Source organism: Halopseudomonas pelagia, from assembly GCF_009497895.1.
GTDB classification, from domain to species: Bacteria; Pseudomonadota; Gammaproteobacteria; order Pseudomonadales; family Pseudomonadaceae; genus Halopseudomonas; species Halopseudomonas pelagia_A.
Window position 1 is genome coordinate 593,867 of record NZ_CP033116.1, and the last position, 19,631, is coordinate 613,497.

A 19,631-nucleotide genomic window follows, 5' to 3' on the forward strand; every position below is an offset into this window, starting at 1 on the left:
TATGAAACTGGCGCTGCTGCCACTTGGAGTAGGCCTGGAGCTGACGGCACTGCTTCTGCAATTGCCGATGCTCAGCTGGCTGGCCGCAGCCGTGTTTCTGCTGTACTTCCTGCTGCACTTCAGCCGCCTTAATCGTTACCCGCAGTGGCTGGGCATTATCACCCTGGCGGTATTGATCGCTGCGGCGCTGAATGCGCGAACTGACGCGAGCTTGTGGCCCAAACTGGCCGCATCAGCCGCCTATTACACCAGCTTCCTCGCCGCCCTCGGATTAATGCAGCTGCTGGCCAAGCGTCTGCCGCAGCTCAGCGAGTTGCACAAGGCGCTGCTCTCCGGCTCCAAGGTCGTGCTCTACCCACGCTACGTACTGACCGCCGGCAGCATCGGTTCGATTCTCAATTTCGGCATGATGAACCTGCTCTGCGGCACCCTGACCACACATCTCAAACGCTATCCATTGACCGATGACCAGCGCCGCGACGGCCTGCGCAGCGTCATGGTCACCACGCTGCGTGGTTTTGCCCTGGTGCCGCTGCTGGCGCCGACCAGTGTGACCATTGCGATCATCTCGCGGGAAATGCCCGAGCTATCCTGGAGCGCCATGTTGCCCTACGGAATCGTTGCGGCGGTGATGATGATCCTGGTCGGCTGGCGCCGCGAAACTCGCGGCCTGTTGGCGCTGCGCGACAATATTGGCGACAGCACCCGCGCCGAAGGCATGATCAGTCTGCTGCTGGGCAGCCTGTTGGGTTTGCTGGCGATCGGCGCACTGGCGTCGGTCTCGGCGCTGACCGCGTCGCAATCGGCGATGGTCCTGGTGCCGGTAGGGGTAATCAGTTATCTGCTGTGGCGCGACCGCTCGCCCAAGCGCGCGCTGGAAGAAGTAGCCGAGAACATGGGCAGCATGCATAACGAGATGTTTATTTTCGGCTGTGCGGCGCTGCTTGGTGGTGCACTCGGCGCCATCGCCCCGCTGGAAGAAATCGCCGCCTGGCTCGCCGCCGAACCCAAATACAATCTGCTGCTCGCAGTAGCCAGCCTGTTCAGCACCATCACGTTAGCGGTCATGGGCGTGGCGCCGATTGTTTCGCTGTCGCTGATCGCAGGCCTGTTGGCACAACTGGCGGTGCTGGGTGTGCCGATCATGACCCCGGCGGTCGGCTTGATGTGCGGTTTCTCGCTGGCGATGATCTGCTCACCCTTCGGACCCTCGACGCTGATTCTGTCGCGCTACAGCGGAGAGACCCCATTCCGCGTGGCCTTCGGCTGGAACGGGCGCTTTGTCATGAGCGTCATGCCTTTGCTCCTGCTGCTATTGTTCGGCACGTACTGGCTGCACAGCTAGTAGAAAGCGGCAAGCTTCAAGCTTCAAGCGACAAGTTTAAATCGAGAACCAACAGCTTCCAGAAGGCATGTTGGGCTGACGCAAATTTACCAGGCGCCGGTCAGCAGTCCCGCTTTGCTGTACCGTCGGAGCCCATGGATGGGCGACGCCGAGCGCCCAAGGATGGGACAGCGTGTCAGCAAAGCGGGGCTGCTGATCGGCGCCCCACGCGCACCAAATGCTCAACATGCCCCACACGGACGCAGCGCTCAACATGCCGTAACGCACAGAACCCAGTAACATGCCCCAATGCATAATCTTTAAACAGGCCGCTAAATGCCCGAACTCCCCGAAGTAGAAACCACCCGCCGCGGCATTGCCCCGCATCTGGAAGGTCGCAAGGTCACCCGGCTGATTGTGCGCGACAGCCGTCTGCGCTGGCCGATCCCGGAAGACCTGGCGATACAGATCGAAGACCAGACCTTCAGCCAGATCCGTCGTCGGGCCAAATACCTGTTGATGGATATCGGCGGGGGCAGCCTGATCAGTCATCTGGGCATGTCCGGCAATTTACGTCTGGTACCCATCGGCAGTCCAGTGGGCAAACACGAGCATGTGGATATTGAGCTGGATTCCGGTATGGCGCTGCGCTACACCGACCCACGACGGTTTGGCGCGATGCTGTGGATCAAGGCCGGGGAGCTGCATCCGCTATTGTCGCGGCTGGGGCCCGAGCCGCTGTCGGAGTTGTTCGACGGTGAACGGCTCTATCAATGTTCGCGTGGTAAATCCATGGCAGTAAAACCCTTTATCATGGATAACGCCGTGGTAGTCGGCGTGGGTAATATCTACGCCACCGAAGCCCTGTTCGCAGCCGGGATTGATCCGCGTCGCGAGGCCGGACGCATCAGCCGCGCGCGCTATCAGATACTCGCCGAAGAGATAAAACGCATCCTCGCCTATGCCATCGAACGCGGCGGCACCACCCTGCGTGACTTTCTCGGCGGCGATGGCCAGCCCGGCTATTTCCAGCAAGAGCTGTTTGTTTACGGGCGTGGTGGGCAGCCCTGCAAGGTGTGCGGCACAGAGCTTTCAGAGTGCCGGCTGGGTCAGCGTAGCTCGGTATTTTGCCGACGTTGTCAGCGCTGAGAGTGCCGGATCCAGGACCTGGTTGGCAATTTTCACCCAGCTGATTCCGAAACCGGCGTAATGTGCCTACAATGAAGGCTGAAGGCTACCCCGGATGGGAGTCTCTCCAAGAATAACGCCTATGGGCAACTACCAGGGATTCAACTATGCGCCTGTTACGTCACACTACCGCTCTCATGGCCGGCCTGCTGCTCAGCGGCGTCGCTCTGGCTCAAGAAAATTCGCATTCGCCTTATCAAGATCATGTTGAAAACCCCGGCATATTTGCCATGGTTGGTGACCTGGTCATCGCCCGGCCATTGCTGTTGGGTGTCACTGCGATTGGCGCAGCGGCCTTTGTGGTCAGTCTGCCTTTCACCCTGGCGGGCGGTAACGTGACAGAAGCAGGTCAGGAACTGGTTTTGCGTCCCGGTACCGAAACCTTTGTACGTTGTCTGGGTTGTACCAAAAGCGGTTATGGCCGTAGCCAGCAGGATGAAAATCTCTAAGCAGATTTTCCGTTCGATATGAGTTCAGGCCGCTGATTGTCACGTTGGTGGCCTGCAGCCTCTTTGCAGAGAAGTAAGGCTGATGCGCGTATTGTTCAAACCACTCTGGGTGCCCGTTGTTCTACTGGTGCTCGTATTCCTGTTCGTCTGGAAGCCCGAGCTGGCCACGCTGGCAGCGGGCATCGCGCTGTTCATGCTGGGCATGTTCCACCTCGAAGATGGCTTCCGCGCCTTTACCGGCGGGGCCCTCGAGCGCTGGCTTAAACGCAGCACCAATCGCCTGTGGAAAAGCCTGCTGTTTGGCATTACCAGCACCGCGCTGGTGCAATCCAGCTCCCTGGTTACCGTACTCAGTATCGCCTTCCTCAGCGCTGGAATGATCAGCCTTGTGGCCGGTATTGGCATTGTGTTCGGCGCCAATCTGGGCACCACCACCGGCGCCTGGTTGATTGCTCTGGTGGGCCTCAAAGTCGATCTCGCGGTTGTAGCCATGCCTTTGCTGGTGTTTGGTGTGCTGCTCGGCCGGCGCATGGAAAGCCTGTGGAAAGGTGCAGGTCAGGTATTGCTCGGTATGGGTCTGCTGTTTCTCGGCATCGATTTGATGAAGGACGGCTTCGCCAGCTTCGATGGCCTGCTGGCGCTGGACGGCTTTGCGGTAGAGGGTTGGGCCGGCGTGGTGCTGTATGCGCTGTTGGGCCTGGTTGCGACCATTCTGATGCAGTCCAGCCATGCGGCGATGATGATCACCCTGGCGGCGCTGGCCAGCGGCCAATTGGCTTACGGTAACGCGCTGGCCATGGCCATTGGCGCCAACCTGGGCACCACCGTCACCGCGCTGCTCGCCGCTCTCGGCAGTAATAATGCCGGACGCCGCCTGGCCGCCGCACACATCCTGTTCAATCTGGTCACCGCGCTGGTCGCCCTGGCGATATTGCCGAGCCTGACGCGTTCGGTGGACTGGCTGGCCGAGGTGCTGGGCATAGCCGCAGATGCCTATACGCTCAAGCTGGCGCTATTTCATACCCTATTCAATGTCCTGGGCTTGGCGATCATGCTGCCCTGGATTCCGCTGATGGTGAAATGGCTGATGCGCTGGCTGCCAGATGTCACTTCCGTTGGCAGCCCGCGGGAACGGCATGCGGCCTTGAGTGAACAGCCGCGCATGCGTGCGCGCTTTCTCAACGATTCAGCCCTGCAGCACGCGGACACCGCGCTCAAGGTACTGGGCCAGGAGGTGCAGAATCTCGGCGCGTTGAGCCGCCAGGTAATCGCCGCTGCGTTGTACTTGCCGGCGGGCAATCTGAGCGATCTGTCCCGCGAGCAATTGCACAAGGTGGTCTTGCGCGCCGTGCCGGAAGATCACCGCGAGGATGCCGACGCGCTGTACGAGCGCCACGTCAAAGGCGTATACGCCGACATTATCGACTTCATCAGTCGGATGGATCTGTCATTAACACCGGATCAGCAGCAGGCGTTGATGGACTACAACGCGGCCGCCCGTGAACTGATAGAAGCGGTAAAAGCCGCCAAACACCTGCAGTCCAACCTGCGCAAGCAGATCGACAGCCGCCAACCGGCAATCCATGAAGCCTACGACCTGTTGCGTGAGCAGGGTGGTCAGGCGCTGGTGGACATGGGGCGGTTGATGAACATGCAAGGCGACACGGAAGCGCGGGGAGAGTTGTTCGGCGCTTATGAAGAGCAAGAGCGGCTATTTGCCGATCATTTCCAGCAGACCATTCAGACGCGGCTGCGTAACCGAGAGCTGGACGGTTGGCAGGCGTCATCGATGCTCAACGACCTGCACTACCTGCTGCGCGTCCGTCAGCACCTGTACCGGGCGCATGCCGAGTTGCATGACCAGGATGCGCAGGTGCTCAGTACCTCGCCCACCGGACGTATTGAGCCCTCGCTCAGTCTGCCGTAACCGCGCGAGGCTCAGCGTTCCGCTGGGCTGGCTGCTCGGCGCGTGCTTTGACCTGAGCCTGGCCCACGCCGCGAGGATCACTGGCAGCCTGCAGCTCGCCAGTCTGCTTGTTCCAGTGCACCGCGTGCATATCGCCGTAATCCCGACCCACCGGCTTGATGCTGTGGCCCAGCGCTTCCAGCTCGCTCTGCAGCTGCGGGCTGAAGGCGCCGTCTTCGATCTGAATATGATCTGGCAGATACTGATGATGGAAGCGCGGTCTGCTGACCCAGGCCTCCACATCCTCACCTTCAATGGCTTCCAGCGCACCCAGCAGCACCATGGTGATAATTCGGCTGCCGCCCGGCGTACCCAGAATCGCCAATTGCTCGCCATTTTCCAGCATCGTTGGGGTCATGCTGGATAACGGCCGCTTGCCCGGCCCGACACTGTTGGGTTCACTGCCGGCCAGTTGGTAGGCATTTTCACCGGTGGGGTCGGTGGCGAAATCATCCATCTCGTTGTTCAGCAGCACCCCGGTACCGGGCACGGTGAAAGCCGCGCCGAACGGCAGATTGATGCTCAATGTGGCAGCCACGGCATTGCCCTGACTGTCTATCAGCGAGAAATGCGTGGTGTCGGTGCCCTGCTTGAACGGCGCGGGATCGCCCAGTTCGCTGCTCGGCGTAGCTCTGTTCGGATTAATGCTGGCGGCCATGGCCTGAGCATGTTCGGTGGACAGCAGTCTGTCGGTGGGAACTTCAACAAAATCACTATCACCCAGCAGCATGCGCTCGCGGTAGCTGAGGCGCATCAGCTCCACCAACTGGTGAGTCCAGGCGGTTGAACCGGGAGTTGCCTGCGGCAACGCTTCGAGCCCCTGGAGTATGTTGGCGAGCGCAATGCCGCCAGCGGAGGGCAGGGGCGCGCTGAAGACTTGCATGCCGAAGCTGTTAAAGCTGACCGGTTGGCGTTCAATCACCTGGTAATTATCCAGATCAGCCTGCTCCCAGGCGCCGCCGCCGGCCTGCACCGCATCCAGCAGCAGTTTGGCAATGTCGCCCTGGTAGAAACCCGCGTGGCCGCGTTCGGCCAGGGCGCGTAGGGTCAGCGCCAGTTCCGGCTGACGGATCAGCGTGCCCACCTCAGGGATGACGCCCTCGCGCAGGAACAGCCTTGTGGTTTCAGCGTTGCGACGCATCGCCTCCAGTCTAAAACCACCAAGCATGCGGTAACGCTCGGTCACGGCAAAGCCCTGCTCTGCGGCATTGATCGCCGGCTGCAGGCTCTGTTTCAGGCTCAGATTGCCATATTCCTCGGCGAGCAACACCAGTGCCGCGGGCAAGCCCGGAATGCCGGCGGCGCGCGGGCCGTTCAGAGCAGGATCGCGTTGAAATTCGCCGTCGGCGTCCTGATAGAAGTCGCGCCCAGCGCTCAGCGGGGCGGTTTCCCGTGCATCCAGAAAGCGATACTCGGTGCCGCTTTCCGCCTGCTGGCGCAGCAGAAAGAAGCCGCCGCCACCCAGCCCGGAGCTGTAGGGCTCGGCCACTGCCAACGTCGCTGCAACAGCGACCGCAGCATCGAAGGCATTGCCGCCCCGGTCGAGAATCTGATGACCGGCGGCGGTGGCGGCAGGGTGAGCGCTGGCGACCGCTTGCTGGTTCGGCGTTTGCGCCTGGGTGAGCGGGGCGAAGAACAGGCAGCACAGCAGAAACAGATTGGCTGCCTGACGCTGGGGCAGGAACATCGGCTCAGTTGCCCGTCAGGATCTGATATTTGGCCATCAGCTCCTCCTGGCTCTCGACGTTTTCCGGGTCCAGGGGAATGCAGTCGACCGGACAGACCTGCTGACATTGCGGCTCGTCGAAGTGCCCCACGCATTCGGTGCAGAGGTTGGGGTCGATCACATAGATCTCTTCGCCAGCCGAGATGGCCCCGTTGGGGCACTCAGGCTCGCAGACGTCGCAGTTGATGCAATCGTCGGTAATGATCAGCGACATGAATCGATAACTCCGTGGGCGGTTGGCCCGGTTATTCGTGGTAGCGCTTTATCAGCGCGGCGTTCACCGAAGGGTGCACGAATTTGGTGACGTCGCCATTTAGAGCGGCGATTTCCCGAACCAGCGAAGAGGAAATATATGAATATTTTTCCGACGGGGTCAGGAACAGGCTTTCGACATCGGGAGCCAGCACCCGGTTCATGTTGGCCAGCTGGAATTCGTATTCGAAGTCCGATACCGCGCGAAGACCGCGCAGCAACACATTGGCATCGACTTTCTTGACGAAGTGCGCAAGCAGTTCGGAAAAGCCCACGACTTCCACATTGGGTATGTGGCTAAGCACTTCCCGCGCCATGTTTACCCGCTCGTCCAGGGTAAACGCCGGATTCTTCTTGGTGCTGGCGGCCACGGCAACGATCACCTTGTCGAACAGCCGAGCGGCGCGCTCGACCAGATCGGTATGGCCTTTGGTGATCGGATCGAAAGTGCCGGGATAAAGAACCGTATTCATGCGCATGTTCCTGCAGCAGTGTGGATGGGGCAGATGGTAGCTGAATGGCGTCCCGGGGCCAACCAGCGTGATCAACCCAACGGCTAGGCCAGTGTTTCTGCCAGGTCCGTCGCCAGCCGCGCTACCAGGCCATAAATGGATAGCTGCGGATTGGCGCCAATGCTGGTGGGGAACAGCGAGCCATCCAGGATCGACAGATTCTCCAACTGGTGATGTTGCCCTTTGCTGTTGGTCACCGCGAGCATTGGGTCCTCGCCCATGGCGCAGCCGCCCATCACGTGGGCACTGGCCAGACGCACGTCGTAGATCGCATAGCGCAGGTTGTTTACCTGCTCCTGAAAGTCCTGCCAGGTGCTGCTCAGGCGACCCCGACTATGGGTCGGCATCACTGCAGTAGCACCAGCGGCAAACTGGATTTCGCCCATGGCCAGCCAAGCGCGGCGGGCGCCGTCCCAGATGTAATCGTCCAGCGGGTAGTCCAGCACCGGGCTGCCGTCGTCACGCAATACGATTTCACCGCCCGGGCTGCGCTCGTCAAAGCCGTCACGCATCAAGGCGATCAGAATATTGCTCTGCGCCAGCTTCTGCATACGCTGGAAGTGGTCCTGGCCATAGCCGCCCAGCAGCGCAGCGGTGATGCTCGGCTGCATGGGCGGGACTTCCAGCTTGAAGCCGATCGGCCCTGTGGTGCCGTTGTTCCACTGAAAGTGGTCGGAATACACCGACTGCGGCGCGCCATAGAAGCCATTGATGGTCTTGTCGTACTGGGCCAGGGAAAAATTCACTGGGTGCAAGAAGGTACGTTTACCCAGCCGGCCATGGGGGTCGGGGGCCTTGGAGCGCATCAGCAACGCCGGGCTGTTGATCGCGCCACCGGCGAGAATCACATGGCGGCCACGCAGCCGAACGGCGCGGCCGTCTGCGCGGGTCATCTGTTCATTCATGCCGCGGCAGAGTACTTCCGTGACCTGATCACCCTCGAACACCAGCTGCTCGGCCTTGAGCCGATGAATCAGGGTCGCGCCTTTTTCCAGCGCCGCGGGCAGGGTGGTGACCAGCATCGATTGTTTGGCATTGGTTGGGCAGCCGGTACCGCAATAGCCCAGGTTCCAACAGCCGCGCACGTTGCGCGGAATGACCTTCCAGTGCCAACCCAGGGCTTCGCAGCCGGTGCTGATCACTTCGTTGTTGGCATTCGCCGGCACCGCCCAGGGAGCCACGCCCAGGCGTTCTTCCATGCGCGCAAACCAGGGTGCCATGCTCGCGGAATCAAGACCCTTGACCCCATGCACCTGTTCCCAGTGGGCGAGGGTCGGATCCGGGGTGCGGAAGCTGCTGGTCCAGTTGACGGTGGTGGTGCCGCCCACGGTCCGGCCTTGCAGAATGCCGATCCCGCCGTCCTGGGTGGCGCGGGCCAGGCCCTCCTGGTACAGCTCGGCATAGGCCTTGGCCTCGTCATTCTTGAAGTCGCTGGAGGTTTTCAGTGAGCCTTCTTCCACCAGCAAGACCTTGAGCCCGGCGTTGGCGAGGATCTCGGCACTGGTGCCGCCACCAGCGCCGGTGCCGATGATGATTACGTCCGCTTCGAACGAGCGGTCGGCCTCCAGCTCACTGGCATCAATTACTTGCCAGCCGCGGGCTATACCTTGCAAAAACAGATCAGGAACGGGCATTTCGGGTCACCTGGGCAGTCGCGGAAAAGGGAGATTCAGATGGCTGGCGGGCCAGGGTAGCCGGTGGCTTCCCAGGAAACGGGCAGCGCATACCAGGCCATCTGCAACGCCTGGTTCAACGCGCTATGACCCTGGCGCAACATATCCAGGCGGCTGTCGCGCCAGCGCTCCAGAAACGCCCGCACCTCGGCATCACTGGCGTTTTCCCAGCTTCCCCAGATACCGGTCAGTGGGCCACGGGTGATGCCCATGCTCAGCATGCCAAACAGATCGGATACCTGCTTCTGCGCTGCCGTGGAGGTCCAAGCCAGGGTCTTGTCCAGTTGCGCTATGGCAGCGTCCAGATTGGCCGAATTCAGCGCCGGGTGCGGGCCGACCAGCGCCGTCATGATGGCTTTGAGCATGGGGATATCGCTGTCGCGCAGTACCTGAAAGCCGCTCGCTGGCGCGTCGCTGCTGCAACCGGACAACGTAGCGGTCAGGCCGGCGGTCGCCAGCACTGCGCTGGCGCCGAAACCGAGCTTGAGCAGGCTGCGCCGACTCAGCTGTGTTGATGCCAGCTGTGTTGAAGAGTGAGTCGACATGGGGTGCGTCTCATTTTGTTTTTATGGGTTGAAACAGGTTCTATTAGTGCTGTTTGCGGTCAACGGATAAAGAGTTTGTACACCAGTTTCAGGACCATTCCGCCGTACGGCGGATAGATCGGTTTGGCGCCGTTAAAGCGCTGCTTGATATACACGCCCTTGGCCTTGCTGAACGTCAGGAAACCCTCGTGACCGTGGTAATGGCCCATACCGGAAGGCCCGACGCCGCCGAACGGCAGGTCGTCCTGGGCCACATGCAGGATGGTGTCGTTGATGCACATGCCACCCGCATGGGTCTGCTCCATCAGCCGTTGCTGTTCGGCCTTGTCATAGCCGAAATAATACAGTGCCAGCGGCCGCGGCCGGTCGGCCACGTACTGCATTGCCTGATCCATGCTGTCGTAAGGCACGATCGGCAGCAGTGGGCCGAAGATTTCGTCCTGCATGACTTTCATGTCGTCGCTGACATTCAGCAGCAAGGTCGGAGCGATGACCCGCGTCTGGCTGAAATCTTCCGTGCGCGGGTTCAGCTCGATCACCTGCGCGCCCTTGCTGCGCGCATCGTCCAGATAGCTCTGAATACGCTGATGCTGGCGCGGATTGATGATTTGCGTGTAGTCCGGGTTAGCTGCCAGGTGCGGATACAGCTTGCTGAACTGCCTGCCCAGCGCAGTGACCAACTCGTCTACCCGTCCGCGCGGGCAGAGCACGTAATCGGGGGCGACACAGGTCTGGCCGGCGTTCACGCCCTTGCCAAAGGCAATCCGCTCGGCGGCGTCATCGATCGGCACCTCCAACGAGACAATCGCCGGTGACTTGCCGCCCAGCTCCAGCGTGACTGGGGTCAGGTTCTCTGCAGCAGCGCGCATCACATGCCGGCCGATGCCGGTGCCGCCGGTGAACAGCAGATGATCCAGCGGCAAGCGCGAAAAGGCCTCGCCGACCTCCGCCTCGCCGGTGATCACGGCAACCTGATCCTCGGTGAAAATCTCAGCCAGCATGCGCGCGAAGGCTTCGGCGGTAGCCGGGGTGGATTCGCTCATTTTGATCAGCACCCGATTGCCGGCAGCCAGCGCTGCGGTGAGCGGGCCCATGGCCAGATACAGCGGGTAGTTCCAGGGCACGATCACGCCGACCACGCCCAGCGGTTGATAAATCACCTGCGCCTTGCCGGGCTGAAAGGCCATGCCGACGTGGCGCTTGGACGGTTTCATCCAGCGCCGCACGCGCTTGGTAACGTAATTGATGCCTTCGATCGACGGCAGAATCTCCGCCAGACGCGTTTCGTCCGCCGAGCGCCGGCCAAAATCCGTGCTGATCGCTTCAATCAGGCTCTGCTGGTGATCGAGCAGGGCACCTTTGAGTGCCTTGAGCATTTCAATGCGATTATCGGCGGTGGGCATTGGATGCTGTTTGAATGCCCGTTGCTGCGTGGCAAAAACCTGATGCATGCGGGAAATCGACTGCTGCTGGTCCTGCATATAGGCAATATCGGCTACCATGTGGCCTCCACAGAGCCCGCTGGACGGCTCTGGTTTTATGATGACTATTGAGCTTTTTAGAGCAATTGCTCTAAGCTGTCAAACAGACTTTGCATCATCCGCCCTGACAGCCGGATCTCAGGTAATGGAAACACGATAATGAAAACCCGTGATCGCATTCTTCAGGCTAGCCTGCAACTGTTCAACGAGCAGGGCGAACGGCTGGTGACCACCAACCATATTGCACAGCATATGGGCATGTCGCCGGGCAATCTGTACTACCACTTCCGCAACAAGCAGCAGATCATCGCCGAGCTGTTCAGCCATTACGAAGCCCAGGTGGATGATTATCTGCAGGTGCCGGCAGGACGTGAACTGGAAGTGGCGGACAAGGCGGTCTATCTGGAATCGATCTTCCGTGGTCTGTGGGAATACCGTTTTCTGCATCGCGACCTGGAGCACCTGCTCAACAGTGACGCCGAGCTGGCTGGCCGCTATCGGCAGTTTTCGCGGCGCTGCGTGCAGAGCGGGCAGACGATCTATCAGGGCCTGGTGGACGCCGGTATTCTCTGTGCCGAGCGCACCGATCCGCAGGCATTGGCGATCAACAGCTGGCTGCTGATGACCGGTTGGGTAGGCTTTCTCTGTGCCTCGGTACTGGATGACCAACAGCCGGAACTGACCCCGGAGCTGCTGCGCCGGGGTGTGTATCAGGTGTTGTCACAGGAAACCGGGCTGCTGACCGACCGGGTCAGGCCGGCTGTGGAAGCGATGCTGCGGGATTATTACGTTCCGCTGAAATAGCCTCGATCAGACGCGCGGCCTGGTTTCAGGTGCGCTGCCACAGGCTGTACCACACCTGGCCTGCGCGCTTCTCTCGATGCAGGCTCCAGTTCGACGGGCGTTCCAGCTGCGTAGGCCGCAATTCGCTTTCGGTATAGATCCAGGCGTTGGCGGTCAGCCAGCCGTTGGCTTCCAGCGCGGCGCAGCTGGGTGCCAGCAGGCCCTGATGGAAGGGCGGATCAAGGAACACCAGATCGTAGGGCTTTTCCGGGCTGCCAGCCAGGAACGCCAGCGCGTCCTGTTGCTGGATATCCGCATGCGTGCAATCCAGCGTCTGCAAATGCCCACGCAGGGTATTGACCACATCGCGGCTGCTGTCGCAGGCCAGCGCGTAAGCCGCCCCGCGTGACAGCGCTTCCAGCGTCAGCGCGCCGCTACCGGCGAAGGGGTCCAGACAGCGCGAACCTTCCACTCGGCCGCTCAACCAGTTGAACAGTGTTTCGCGTACCCGGTCCGGGGTCGGGCGCAGGCCGGGTTGCTCGGTAAAGGTGAAACGGCGGCTGCGCCACTCGCCGGCGATGATCCGCAGCTGGCTGGTTCTGGCGGGCGTGTGCTTCATGCGTCGGGCGCCTCCGTCGCTGCATCGATTGTTGGCTTGGCAGGCGCATCCTCGGCGCTCTGTTCCAGGTCTGCTTCCATTTCAGGCTCTGGTAGCGGCTGGCCGACGGTGACGATCAACCGCTGCTCTTTGCTCAAGTGACGCTGAAACGCGGAACGCACGTCCTCGACCGTGAGTTTCTCGACCTGATCCAGGAACAGCTGCAGGTGGTTGAGCGGCAGGTTGTAGAAGCCGATCATGCCCAACTGACTGACGATGGCGCTGTTGCTGGCGGTGGATAGCGGAAACTCGCCCATGATCTGGCGCTTGCTGCGGATCAGCTCGGCCTCGGTCGGGCCCTCCTCGATAAAGCCGTCCAGGGTGGTATTGATCACCTCCAGCGCCTGCTCGACCTGATCCGTCCGCGTCTGCATATTGATCACGAAGGGCCCGGTGGCCTGCATCGGCGAAAAATTGCTGCTGACCGAATAGGACAGCCCGCGGGTTTCTCTGATCTCTTCCATCAGGCGCGAACCGAAGCCCGAGCCGAGTATCTGATTCCCGACGTAGAGCGCCGGGTAGTCTTCGGCGCTGCGGCTGACGCCCAGTTGACCCAGCATGATATGCGTCTGTTGCGAATCGAAGTCCACATGCTTGCGCTCGGACTGGATGGGTTCCGGATCCGTTACCACTGGCGCTGCGGGCCCTTCCGGCAATGCGCTGGACAGGCGCGCGGCGATACGTTCGGCCTGCTGGCGGTCGACATCACCTACCAGTGAGATCACCGCATTGCCTGCCGAATAGTATTGCTCGTGGAAGTCGCGCAGATGCTCCGGCGTGATTTCCGCCAGGCTCTCGGGTTGGCCTTCAGGCAGGCTGGCATACGGGTGGTTGCCATACAATCCGCTCCAGAATGCTTCGCTGGCTTGTGCGGCGGGGCTTTGCAGGCGGAACTGCAGCCCGGCCAGAAGCTGATTGCGCAGGCGCTGGTAGGCATCTTCAGGGAAGTCGGGCTGGCTGACCACCTGGGCGAACAGGTCTAGGGCCGGGTCGAGCTTGTCGGCAGCGGTCAGGCTGCGGACGCTGACCAGCGCCATATCCCGATGAGAACTGTTTTCGAACTGGGCGCCCAGGTTCTCGAAGCCGGCAGCAATTTCACCCGAGTCCAGCCCCGCTGCGCCTTCATTCAGCATACCGTTGACCAGCGTGGCCAGGCCGGGCAGTTCACCGTCGCGGCTGGCGCCGGCGGCAAACAGCAGCTGCAGGTCAAGCATCGGCAGCTCGCTAGCCTGCATGAAATACACGCGTGCACCTTCGGCGGTGGTCCAGTGCTGCAGATCCAGAACGCGGCGGGCCGGAGCCTTGTCGCGGTCGATGCTTTGCAGTGTGGTCAGCGGCGGAATGGGGTCGAGCTCCGGGTCCACATCCGGAACGCTGACGGCGGGTGTTTCTGCGTCCGTGGTGGCCGCAGGCGGGGCGCTGGGCGATTGATTGCGCTCGTTGATCAGGACCGCAACGATCAGAATCAGCACCGCCACAGCCACGATCCAGCGTAGTGGGGACATCGGCTTGGCGGACATCAGTTGCTTTCCTCTTGTTGGGTATTGGCGGCAGGCGACCCTGCGGCTGGCGATCCAGTGGCAGGCAACCCTGCGTCAGTCTCGTCAACGGCTGCGCTTGCGGCTGGCAAAATATGCCCACGGGTCAGGCGTTCGCTGACCAGATAGCGTCGGGCGACTTCGCTGACCTGCTCAGGCGTTATCGCCTCAAGCGCTGCCGCGTCCTCCTCAATCAGTGTCCAGGGCAGGCCTACACTTTCCAGCTGGCCAATCTGCGTCGCCTGATGGCTGATGCTGTCCTGCTGGTAGACATCCGCAGCGATCATCTGGGTCTTGACCCGGGTCAGTTCGGAGGAGGATGGCGGGGTTGTTTTCAGTTCGTCAATTTCCTTCCACAAGGCAGCTTCCAGCTGCTCCAGGCTGATATCGCGCGCCTGATTGGGCAGGCCGTTGAGGGTGAACAGGGTGTCGCCGCGGGTAAAGCCGCTGTAACTGGCGGACGCTGAAGTGGCAATCGACTCACCGCGTTCCAGCCGGCTGGCCAGTCGCGCACTGTAGCCGCCATCCAGTACACCGCTCAGCAATCTCAGCGCGTGCACTTCCCAGGCCTCGGCGGCGGTGCTCAGGCTTGGCACATTGAAACTCAGCAACAGGCTGGGTAATTGCACGTCCAGATGCAGCGTCACTTCACGTTCGGCACCGCCGGGCAGTTCCAGTGGCTTTTTATGATCCGGCACCGGGCCGGCGGCGATAGGCGCAAAATGCTTTTCCACCAGCGGCTTGATTTCGTTCAGGGTCACATCGCCGACAATCACCAGCACCGCGTTGCCCGGCACGTAGTGGGTTGTGTACCAGGCGCGCAGATCCTCAACGGTCAGCCGTTCGATATCATGCATCCAGCCGATCACCGGCTGCGCGTAAGGGCTGGCGATGTGCGCCTGGGTCAGATAGCGCTCATAGGCAAGGCTGTTGGGGTTGTCATCGACGCGCAGGCGACGCTCCTCCTTGATCACCTCCATCTCGCGGATAAACTCATCTTCCGGCAGCGTGGCGGTATGCATGCGCTCGGCTTCCATTTCCAGCGCAATAGGCAACTGGTCACGGCTCAACACCTGGTAATAGGCGGTGTAATCGCGACTGGTAAAGGCATTCTCTTCCGCGCCCAGGCTGCGCAGCACGCGGGAGGATTCACCCGGTCCGAGATTCTTGCTGCCCTTGAACATCATATGTTCCAGCGCGTGGGAAATACCGGTCTGGCCGGGCGGCTCGTAGCTGCTGCCGACTTTGTACCAGATTTGCGAAACGACCACCGGGGCGCGATGATCCTCCCGCACAATGACCTTCAGGCCATTGTCCAGCGTCAGCTCGTGAGTGGGTTGGCGGGCGTCGTCCGCCACAACCGGGCTGGCGAGAACCGCCAGCAGAAAATAACCAAGTGAAGTCTTCAGCCGTAACATGCATGCATCCTGTAGGAACTTACCGCCTGCGGCGGAAGTGGGGTAGGATAACCCAACCTTCAACGCGGTGGCTAAACAGCCGCCGCCAGCCATAGATAGTGATCGTCAATGTTTGGTTCCAAAGACAAGCCAGAACACCCCGAAGCACCCAAAAGCGCGCAGGACAAGGCCAAAGCCGAGAAACAAGGCCTGTTTGGCTGGGGGCGTCGCAAGCAGGAAGAAGCTCCCTCCGCGCCTGCCAGTACTGAACAGCCGCCTGCCGGTGCTGACCCGGCACCCGCCAGCCATGACCAGGCAGCGAAGGACGCGGCTGCGTCGCTGTTCGCCGGCCTGGGCAGTGCCGAAGCGGTGCAGCCGGGCACTGAACCAGCTGCGGAGCAGAGCAAGGAACCGCAGGGCTTTTTTGCCCGGATGAAGCAGGGCCTGTCGAAGACCAGTGTCAATCTGGGCGACGGCATGGCTAATCTGTTCCTGGGTGAAAAGGATATCGATGACGAGCTGCTCGAAGAGCTCGAAACCCGCCTGCTGATGGCTGACGTGGGTATCGAAGCGGCGACTCTGATCATGGAATCACTGCAATCCCGCGTGCGCCGTCACCAGCTGTCCAATCGCAAAGCTCTGTATACCGCGCTGCAGAATGAGCTGGAGGCGCTGCTGGCCAACGTCGCCAAGCCAATGGTCATCAGCGCAGAGAAAAAGCCTTTCGTGATTCTGGTCGTCGGCGTCAACGGCGTGGGCAAAACCACCACCATCGGCAAACTGGCCAAGCGGCTGCAGGGCGAGGGCAAGCAGGTGATGCTGGCCGCGGGTGATACTTTCCGCGCCGCCGCCGTCGAGCAATTGCAGGTCTGGGGTGAGCGCAACAAGATCCCGGTGGTGGCGCAGCATACCGGCGCCGATTCCGCGTCAGTCATCTTTGACGCGCTGCAGGCGGCGAAATCCCGTGGTGCAGACGTACTGATCGCCGATACCGCGGGCCGTCTGCACAATAAAGACAACCTCATGGACGAGCTGAAGAAGGTCAAGCGTGTGCTGGCCAAGCTTGATCCGGAAGCGCCGCATGAAGTGCTGCTGGTGCTGGATGCCGGTACCGGCCAGAACGCCATTTCCCAGACCAAGCTGTTTGACCAGGCAGTGGGCCTGACCGGCCTGGCGCTGACCAAGCTCGACGGCACCGCCAAGGGCGGGGTGATCTTTGCGTTGGCCAAGCAGTTTGGTCTGCCGATCCGCTTTATTGGGGTAGGCGAGCAGATTGATGATCTGCGTCCCTTTACCGCCTCGGAGTTTGTCAAAGCCCTGTTTGGGCGCGATTAAGTCATGATTCGTTTCGATCAGGTCAGCAAACGCTACCCCAACGGGCATATGGGCTTGAACAAGCTCAGCTTGCATATCAAGACCGGCGAGATGGTGTTTATCACCGGCCATTCGGGCGCGGGCAAGAGCACCCTGCTCAAATTGATCATGTGCATGGAGCGGCCCAGCTCCGGCCAGGTGCATGTCGGCGGGCAGAATCTGGCAGAGCTGAGCAGCGATGACATCCCCTATCTGCGTCGCCAGGTCGGCGTGGTGTTCCAGAATCACCAGTTGCTGTTCGACCGCACGGTATTCGATAACGTCGCCCTGCCGCTGATCATCAATGGCACGCCGCCGGACGAGATCGGCCGGCGCGTGCGCGCCGCGCTCGACAAGGTCGGCCTGCTCAGCCGCGAGGCTCTGTATCCGATTGCTCTGTCCGGCGGTGAACAGCAGCGCGTCGGCATTGCCCGCGCGGTGGTGCATAAACCGGCGCTGCTGCTGGCGGACGAACCCACGGGTAACCTGGACCCGGCGCTATCGGCCGAGATCATGGGGCTGTTTGAAGATTTCAACCGGGTGGGCGTGACGGTGATCATTGCCAGTCACGATCTACCCTTGATCGCCACCCTGGACCACCGCATGTTGACGCTCGATCAGGGCACTCTGCTCAGGGATGGTGATCAGCATGGCTGAAGACAAACGCAAAGCAACGGGCAACGCCGCCGATAAAGCCGCGGTAAAAAGCCCCAAGCGCCCGCAAAAAGCACCGGTCAAAGGTGCGGCGCGCTCCGAGCGCAACTGGCGGCATCCGCTGCGCAGTTGGGCCGGCAGCCACCGTGCCAGTGCCCGCCAGGCAGTTGATCGCGTCAGGCACCACCCGCTCAGCAGCGCCATGACCATTCTGGTGATGACCATAGTGCTGGCCTTGCCCATGGGTCTGGCCGTGCTGATCGGTCAGGTCGAACGCTTGGGCGTCGACTGGCAGCGTGCGGCGCAGCTCTCGGTTTACCTGCAGGACAGCGTTTCCAGCGAAGCGGCAGAGCAACTGCTTGGCGAGATCCGTGAGGAGGAGGGCGTGGCTGAAGCCACCTTGCTCGACAAGGCACTGGCACTCGAAGAGTTTCAAGCGCATTCTGGCATGGGCGAGGCCTTGCAGCAGCTATCCTATAATCCCTTGCCCTCGGTGATCGTGGTTACCCCGGCGAGTATCGACGGCGGCGCGGCGGCATTGGAGCCGGTACGCGATCAACTGGCGGCGCTGCCCGGTGTCGAGCTGGTGCAGATCGATTTGCTCTGGATCGAACGCTTGACCAGTATCCTCGCCATGCTCGAGCGCTTTACCGGCGGTTTGGCGGTATTGCTGGTGCTGGCGCTGTTACTGGTGATGACCAATACCATTCGGCTGGCGATTGAGAGCCGGCGCAACGAGATCCTGGTGATCAAACTGGTCGGCGGCACCGATGCCTTTGTGCGCCGGCCGTTCCTGTATATCGGCGTGCTCTATGGGCTGCTGGCCGGGCTGCTGGCCTGGTTGCTGCTGGGCCTGGGCATGCTGTGGTTGAATGACACCGTGCGCGAGGTCGCCGCACTCTATCAAAGCGACTTCGAACTGGCCGGCATTCCGGTGATCGACGGAGTCAGCCTGGTAGCGGGCGCCATGTTGCTGGGTCTGGTCGGCGCCTGGTTGGCAGTCGGGCGTCACATCCGCGACATACAGCCGCAGTAAAATGAGAGTCACGAGCGCTGTTTTAAACTGCAAGCTGTTGATTTAGATGAAAATAGGTTGTTGTAAGGGAACTTATCCAACCCATTCACAGTCTTAGTTCGGAGTGATACACTCGGCTACCATTTTCTTGGAGTTCAAGCATGAGCACTGCGTTGCAGCCCATACATAGTCTGGTCCCAGGCGCCAATCTGGAGGCCTACGTTCAGACAGTAAGCGCCATCCCGATTTTGAGCGTCGAGGAAGAGCGCACGCTGGCTGATCGCTTGTACTACAACGAAGATCTCGAAGCTGCACGCCAGCTGGTTATGTCGCACCTGCGGTTCGTGGTGCACATCGCTCGCAGCTACTCCGGTTACGGGCTGAACCAGTCCGACCTGGTCCAGGAAGGCAATGTCGGCCTGATGAAAGCGGTCAAGCGCTTCAATCCGGAAATGGGTGTGCGTCTGGTGTCCTTCGCCGTGCACTGGATTCGCGCCGAGATTCACGAGTTCATTCTGCGCAACTGGCGCATCGTCAAGGTCGCCACCACCAAGGCACAGCGCAAACTGTTCTTCAACCTGCGCAGCGCCAAGAAGAAGCTGTCCTGGTTGTCCCAGAATGAAGTCGATGCGGTAGCGGCGGATCTGGGCGTGGCCACGCGTGAAGTGCGCGAGATGGAAAGCCGTCTTTATGGTCAGGATTTGGGCTTTGACGGCGCCCAGGACGATGACGATGACAGCGTAGCCTACGCGCCGGTGCATTATCTGGAAGACAAGCGCTACGACCCGGCGACCCAGCTTGAGTCTGCAGATTGGTCCGACAGCTCGGTCCATCAGCTGCAGCAAGGCCTGGAGCAGCTGGACGAGCGCAGCCGCGATATTCTTTACCAGCGCTGGCTGGCTGAAGAAAAGGCCACGCTGCACGAATTGGCGGCCAAATATCAGGTATCCGCTGAGCGCATTCGTCAGTTGGAAAAGAACGCGATGAACAAGCTGAAAAAGAATCTCGAGACCGAAGACGATCTCTGATTTTTTCGGCCAAGCATTGAATCAAAGGCATCCTACGGGATGCCTTTTTTGTTGCCCGGCTGGCAGCTAACCCGTTCAGCCCGCATAAT

At 60.9% G+C, this 19,631-nt stretch carries 18 protein-coding genes; 9 read left to right on the plus strand and 9 right to left on the minus strand.

All coding sequences use genetic code 11. From position 1 onward, the window contains the following. Position 1 precedes the first annotated feature (1 nt). The 4 genes from EAO82_RS02745 to EAO82_RS02760 all read left to right on the plus strand — a co-directional run bounded on the left by EAO82_RS02745 (position 2) and on the right by EAO82_RS02760 (position 4,888). Positions 2-1,345, plus strand: a complete 1,344-nt coding sequence (locus EAO82_RS02745) for a hypothetical protein (protein WP_096346968.1) — start codon at positions 2-4, stop codon at positions 1,343-1,345. 315 nt (positions 1,346-1,660) lie between these two features. Beyond that, positions 1,661-2,473, plus strand: coding sequence for a bifunctional DNA-formamidopyrimidine glycosylase/DNA-(apurinic or apyrimidinic site) lyase (gene mutM, locus EAO82_RS02750; protein ID WP_096346967.1), 813 nt, complete (start codon positions 1,661-1,663; stop codon positions 2,471-2,473). A 146-nt stretch (positions 2,474-2,619) separates the two neighbouring features. Next, the gene (locus tag EAO82_RS02755) at positions 2,620-2,961 is read left to right on the plus strand and encodes a multidrug transporter (RefSeq protein ID WP_096346966.1); all 342 of its coding nucleotides are present in this window, start codon (positions 2,620-2,622) and stop codon (positions 2,959-2,961) included. 82 nt (positions 2,962-3,043) lie between these two features. Beyond that, on the plus strand, positions 3,044-4,888 hold the full coding sequence (locus EAO82_RS02760; RefSeq protein ID WP_096346965.1) for a Na/Pi cotransporter family protein: 1,845 nt from the start codon (positions 3,044-3,046) through the stop codon (positions 4,886-4,888). Here the strand turns inward: EAO82_RS02760 and ggt are convergent. The 6 genes from ggt to EAO82_RS02790 form a co-directional block, all read right to left on the minus strand. Continuing rightward, entirely contained in the window at positions 4,875-6,614 is a 1,740-nt protein-coding gene (ggt, locus tag EAO82_RS02765; RefSeq protein ID WP_096346964.1) for a gamma-glutamyltransferase, read from the minus strand. The genes EAO82_RS02760 and ggt overlap by 14 nt on opposite strands. A gap of 4 nt (positions 6,615-6,618) precedes the next feature. Further along, positions 6,619-6,867, minus strand: a complete 249-nt coding sequence (locus EAO82_RS02770) for a YfhL family 4Fe-4S dicluster ferredoxin (RefSeq protein ID WP_096346963.1) — start codon at positions 6,865-6,867, stop codon at positions 6,619-6,621. A gap of 31 nt (positions 6,868-6,898) precedes the next feature. Further along, the gene (coaD, locus tag EAO82_RS02775) at positions 6,899-7,378 is read right to left on the minus strand and encodes a pantetheine-phosphate adenylyltransferase (protein WP_096346962.1); all 480 of its coding nucleotides are present in this window, start codon (positions 7,376-7,378) and stop codon (positions 6,899-6,901) included. An 83-nt stretch (positions 7,379-7,461) separates the two neighbouring features. Then, positions 7,462-9,051, minus strand: a complete 1,590-nt coding sequence (locus EAO82_RS02780) for a GMC family oxidoreductase (RefSeq protein ID WP_096346961.1) — start codon at positions 9,049-9,051, stop codon at positions 7,462-7,464. Between the two features lie 35 nt (positions 9,052-9,086). Next, positions 9,087-9,635: a twin-arginine translocation pathway signal protein gene (locus EAO82_RS02785; protein ID WP_096346960.1), complete on the minus strand. Its 549-nt coding sequence runs from the start codon at positions 9,633-9,635 to the stop codon at positions 9,087-9,089. 59 nt (positions 9,636-9,694) lie between these two features. Further along, positions 9,695-11,137, minus strand: coding sequence for a coniferyl aldehyde dehydrogenase (locus EAO82_RS02790; protein ID WP_096346959.1), 1,443 nt, complete (start codon positions 11,135-11,137; stop codon positions 9,695-9,697). A gap of 138 nt (positions 11,138-11,275) precedes the next feature. Between EAO82_RS02790 and EAO82_RS02795 the strand changes: the two genes are divergently transcribed. Further along, positions 11,276-11,920, plus strand: coding sequence for a TetR/AcrR family transcriptional regulator (locus EAO82_RS02795; protein ID WP_096346958.1), 645 nt, complete (start codon positions 11,276-11,278; stop codon positions 11,918-11,920). Positions 11,921-11,945: 25 nt separating this feature from the next. Here the strand turns inward: EAO82_RS02795 and rsmD are convergent, their stop codons facing one another. The 3 genes from rsmD to EAO82_RS02810 are packed head-to-tail and all read right to left on the minus strand — an operon-like array spanning position 11,946 to position 15,513. Further along, entirely contained in the window at positions 11,946-12,518 is a 573-nt protein-coding gene (gene rsmD / locus EAO82_RS02800) for a 16S rRNA (guanine(966)-N(2))-methyltransferase RsmD (protein ID WP_096346957.1), read from the minus strand. Beyond that, the gene (locus EAO82_RS02805) at positions 12,515-14,077 is read right to left on the minus strand and encodes a M16 family metallopeptidase (protein WP_096346956.1); all 1,563 of its coding nucleotides are present in this window, start codon (positions 14,075-14,077) and stop codon (positions 12,515-12,517) included. The genes rsmD and EAO82_RS02805 overlap by 4 nt, the downstream gene beginning before the upstream one ends. Beyond that, entirely contained in the window at positions 14,077-15,513 is a 1,437-nt protein-coding gene (locus tag EAO82_RS02810) for a M16 family metallopeptidase (RefSeq protein ID WP_096346955.1), read from the minus strand. Before EAO82_RS02810 ends, EAO82_RS02805 begins: the two co-directional genes overlap by 1 nt. A 108-nt stretch (positions 15,514-15,621) precedes the next feature. Here EAO82_RS02810 and ftsY point away from each other — a divergent pair, with 108 nt between their 5' ends. From ftsY to rpoH, 4 genes are all read left to right on the plus strand, one after another. Continuing rightward, entirely contained in the window at positions 15,622-16,827 is a 1,206-nt protein-coding gene (gene ftsY / locus EAO82_RS02815; RefSeq protein ID WP_096346954.1) for a signal recognition particle-docking protein FtsY, read from the plus strand. A 3-nt stretch (positions 16,828-16,830) separates the two neighbouring features. Then, on the plus strand, positions 16,831-17,502 hold the full coding sequence (gene ftsE / locus EAO82_RS02820) for a cell division ATP-binding protein FtsE (protein WP_096346953.1): 672 nt from the start codon (positions 16,831-16,833) through the stop codon (positions 17,500-17,502). Next, positions 17,495-18,535, plus strand: coding sequence for a permease-like cell division protein FtsX (gene ftsX / locus EAO82_RS02825; protein WP_096346952.1), 1,041 nt, complete (start codon positions 17,495-17,497; stop codon positions 18,533-18,535). Before ftsE ends, ftsX begins: the two co-directional genes overlap by 8 nt. Before the next feature lie 140 nt (positions 18,536-18,675). After that, complete coding sequence (rpoH, locus tag EAO82_RS02830) at positions 18,676-19,542, plus strand: RNA polymerase sigma factor RpoH (protein WP_096346951.1); 867 nt, start codon at positions 18,676-18,678, stop codon at positions 19,540-19,542. Positions 19,543-19,631 lie beyond the last annotated feature (89 nt).

Coding starts and splice junctions, on each gene's coding strand:
- EAO82_RS02745 (WP_096346968.1), top strand. CDS start 2: ATGAAACTGGCGCTGCTGCCACTTGGAGTAGGCCTGGAGCTGACGGCA.
- mutM (WP_096346967.1), top strand. CDS start 1,661: ATGCCCGAACTCCCCGAAGTAGAAACCACCCGCCGCGGCATTGCCCCG.
- EAO82_RS02755 (WP_096346966.1), top strand. CDS start 2,620: ATGCGCCTGTTACGTCACACTACCGCTCTCATGGCCGGCCTGCTGCTC.
- EAO82_RS02760 (WP_096346965.1), top strand. CDS start 3,044: ATGCGCGTATTGTTCAAACCACTCTGGGTGCCCGTTGTTCTACTGGTG.
- ggt (WP_096346964.1), bottom strand. CDS start 6,614: ATGTTCCTGCCCCAGCGTCAGGCAGCCAATCTGTTTCTGCTGTGCTGC.
- EAO82_RS02770 (WP_096346963.1), bottom strand. CDS start 6,867: ATGTCGCTGATCATTACCGACGATTGCATCAACTGCGACGTCTGCGAG.
- coaD (WP_096346962.1), bottom strand. CDS start 7,378: ATGAATACGGTTCTTTATCCCGGCACTTTCGATCCGATCACCAAAGGC.
- EAO82_RS02780 (WP_096346961.1), bottom strand. CDS start 9,051: ATGCCCGTTCCTGATCTGTTTTTGCAAGGTATAGCCCGCGGCTGGCAA.
- EAO82_RS02785 (WP_096346960.1), bottom strand. CDS start 9,635: ATGTCGACTCACTCTTCAACACAGCTGGCATCAACACAGCTGAGTCGG.
- EAO82_RS02790 (WP_096346959.1), bottom strand. CDS start 11,137: ATGGTAGCCGATATTGCCTATATGCAGGACCAGCAGCAGTCGATTTCC.
- EAO82_RS02795 (WP_096346958.1), top strand. CDS start 11,276: ATGAAAACCCGTGATCGCATTCTTCAGGCTAGCCTGCAACTGTTCAAC.
- rsmD (WP_096346957.1), bottom strand. CDS start 12,518: ATGAAGCACACGCCCGCCAGAACCAGCCAGCTGCGGATCATCGCCGGC.
- EAO82_RS02805 (WP_096346956.1), bottom strand. CDS start 14,077: ATGTCCGCCAAGCCGATGTCCCCACTACGCTGGATCGTGGCTGTGGCG.
- EAO82_RS02810 (WP_096346955.1), bottom strand. CDS start 15,513: ATGTTACGGCTGAAGACTTCACTTGGTTATTTTCTGCTGGCGGTTCTC.
- ftsY (WP_096346954.1), top strand. CDS start 15,622: ATGTTTGGTTCCAAAGACAAGCCAGAACACCCCGAAGCACCCAAAAGC.
- ftsE (WP_096346953.1), top strand. CDS start 16,831: ATGATTCGTTTCGATCAGGTCAGCAAACGCTACCCCAACGGGCATATG.
- ftsX (WP_096346952.1), top strand. CDS start 17,495: ATGGCTGAAGACAAACGCAAAGCAACGGGCAACGCCGCCGATAAAGCC.
- rpoH (WP_096346951.1), top strand. CDS start 18,676: ATGAGCACTGCGTTGCAGCCCATACATAGTCTGGTCCCAGGCGCCAAT.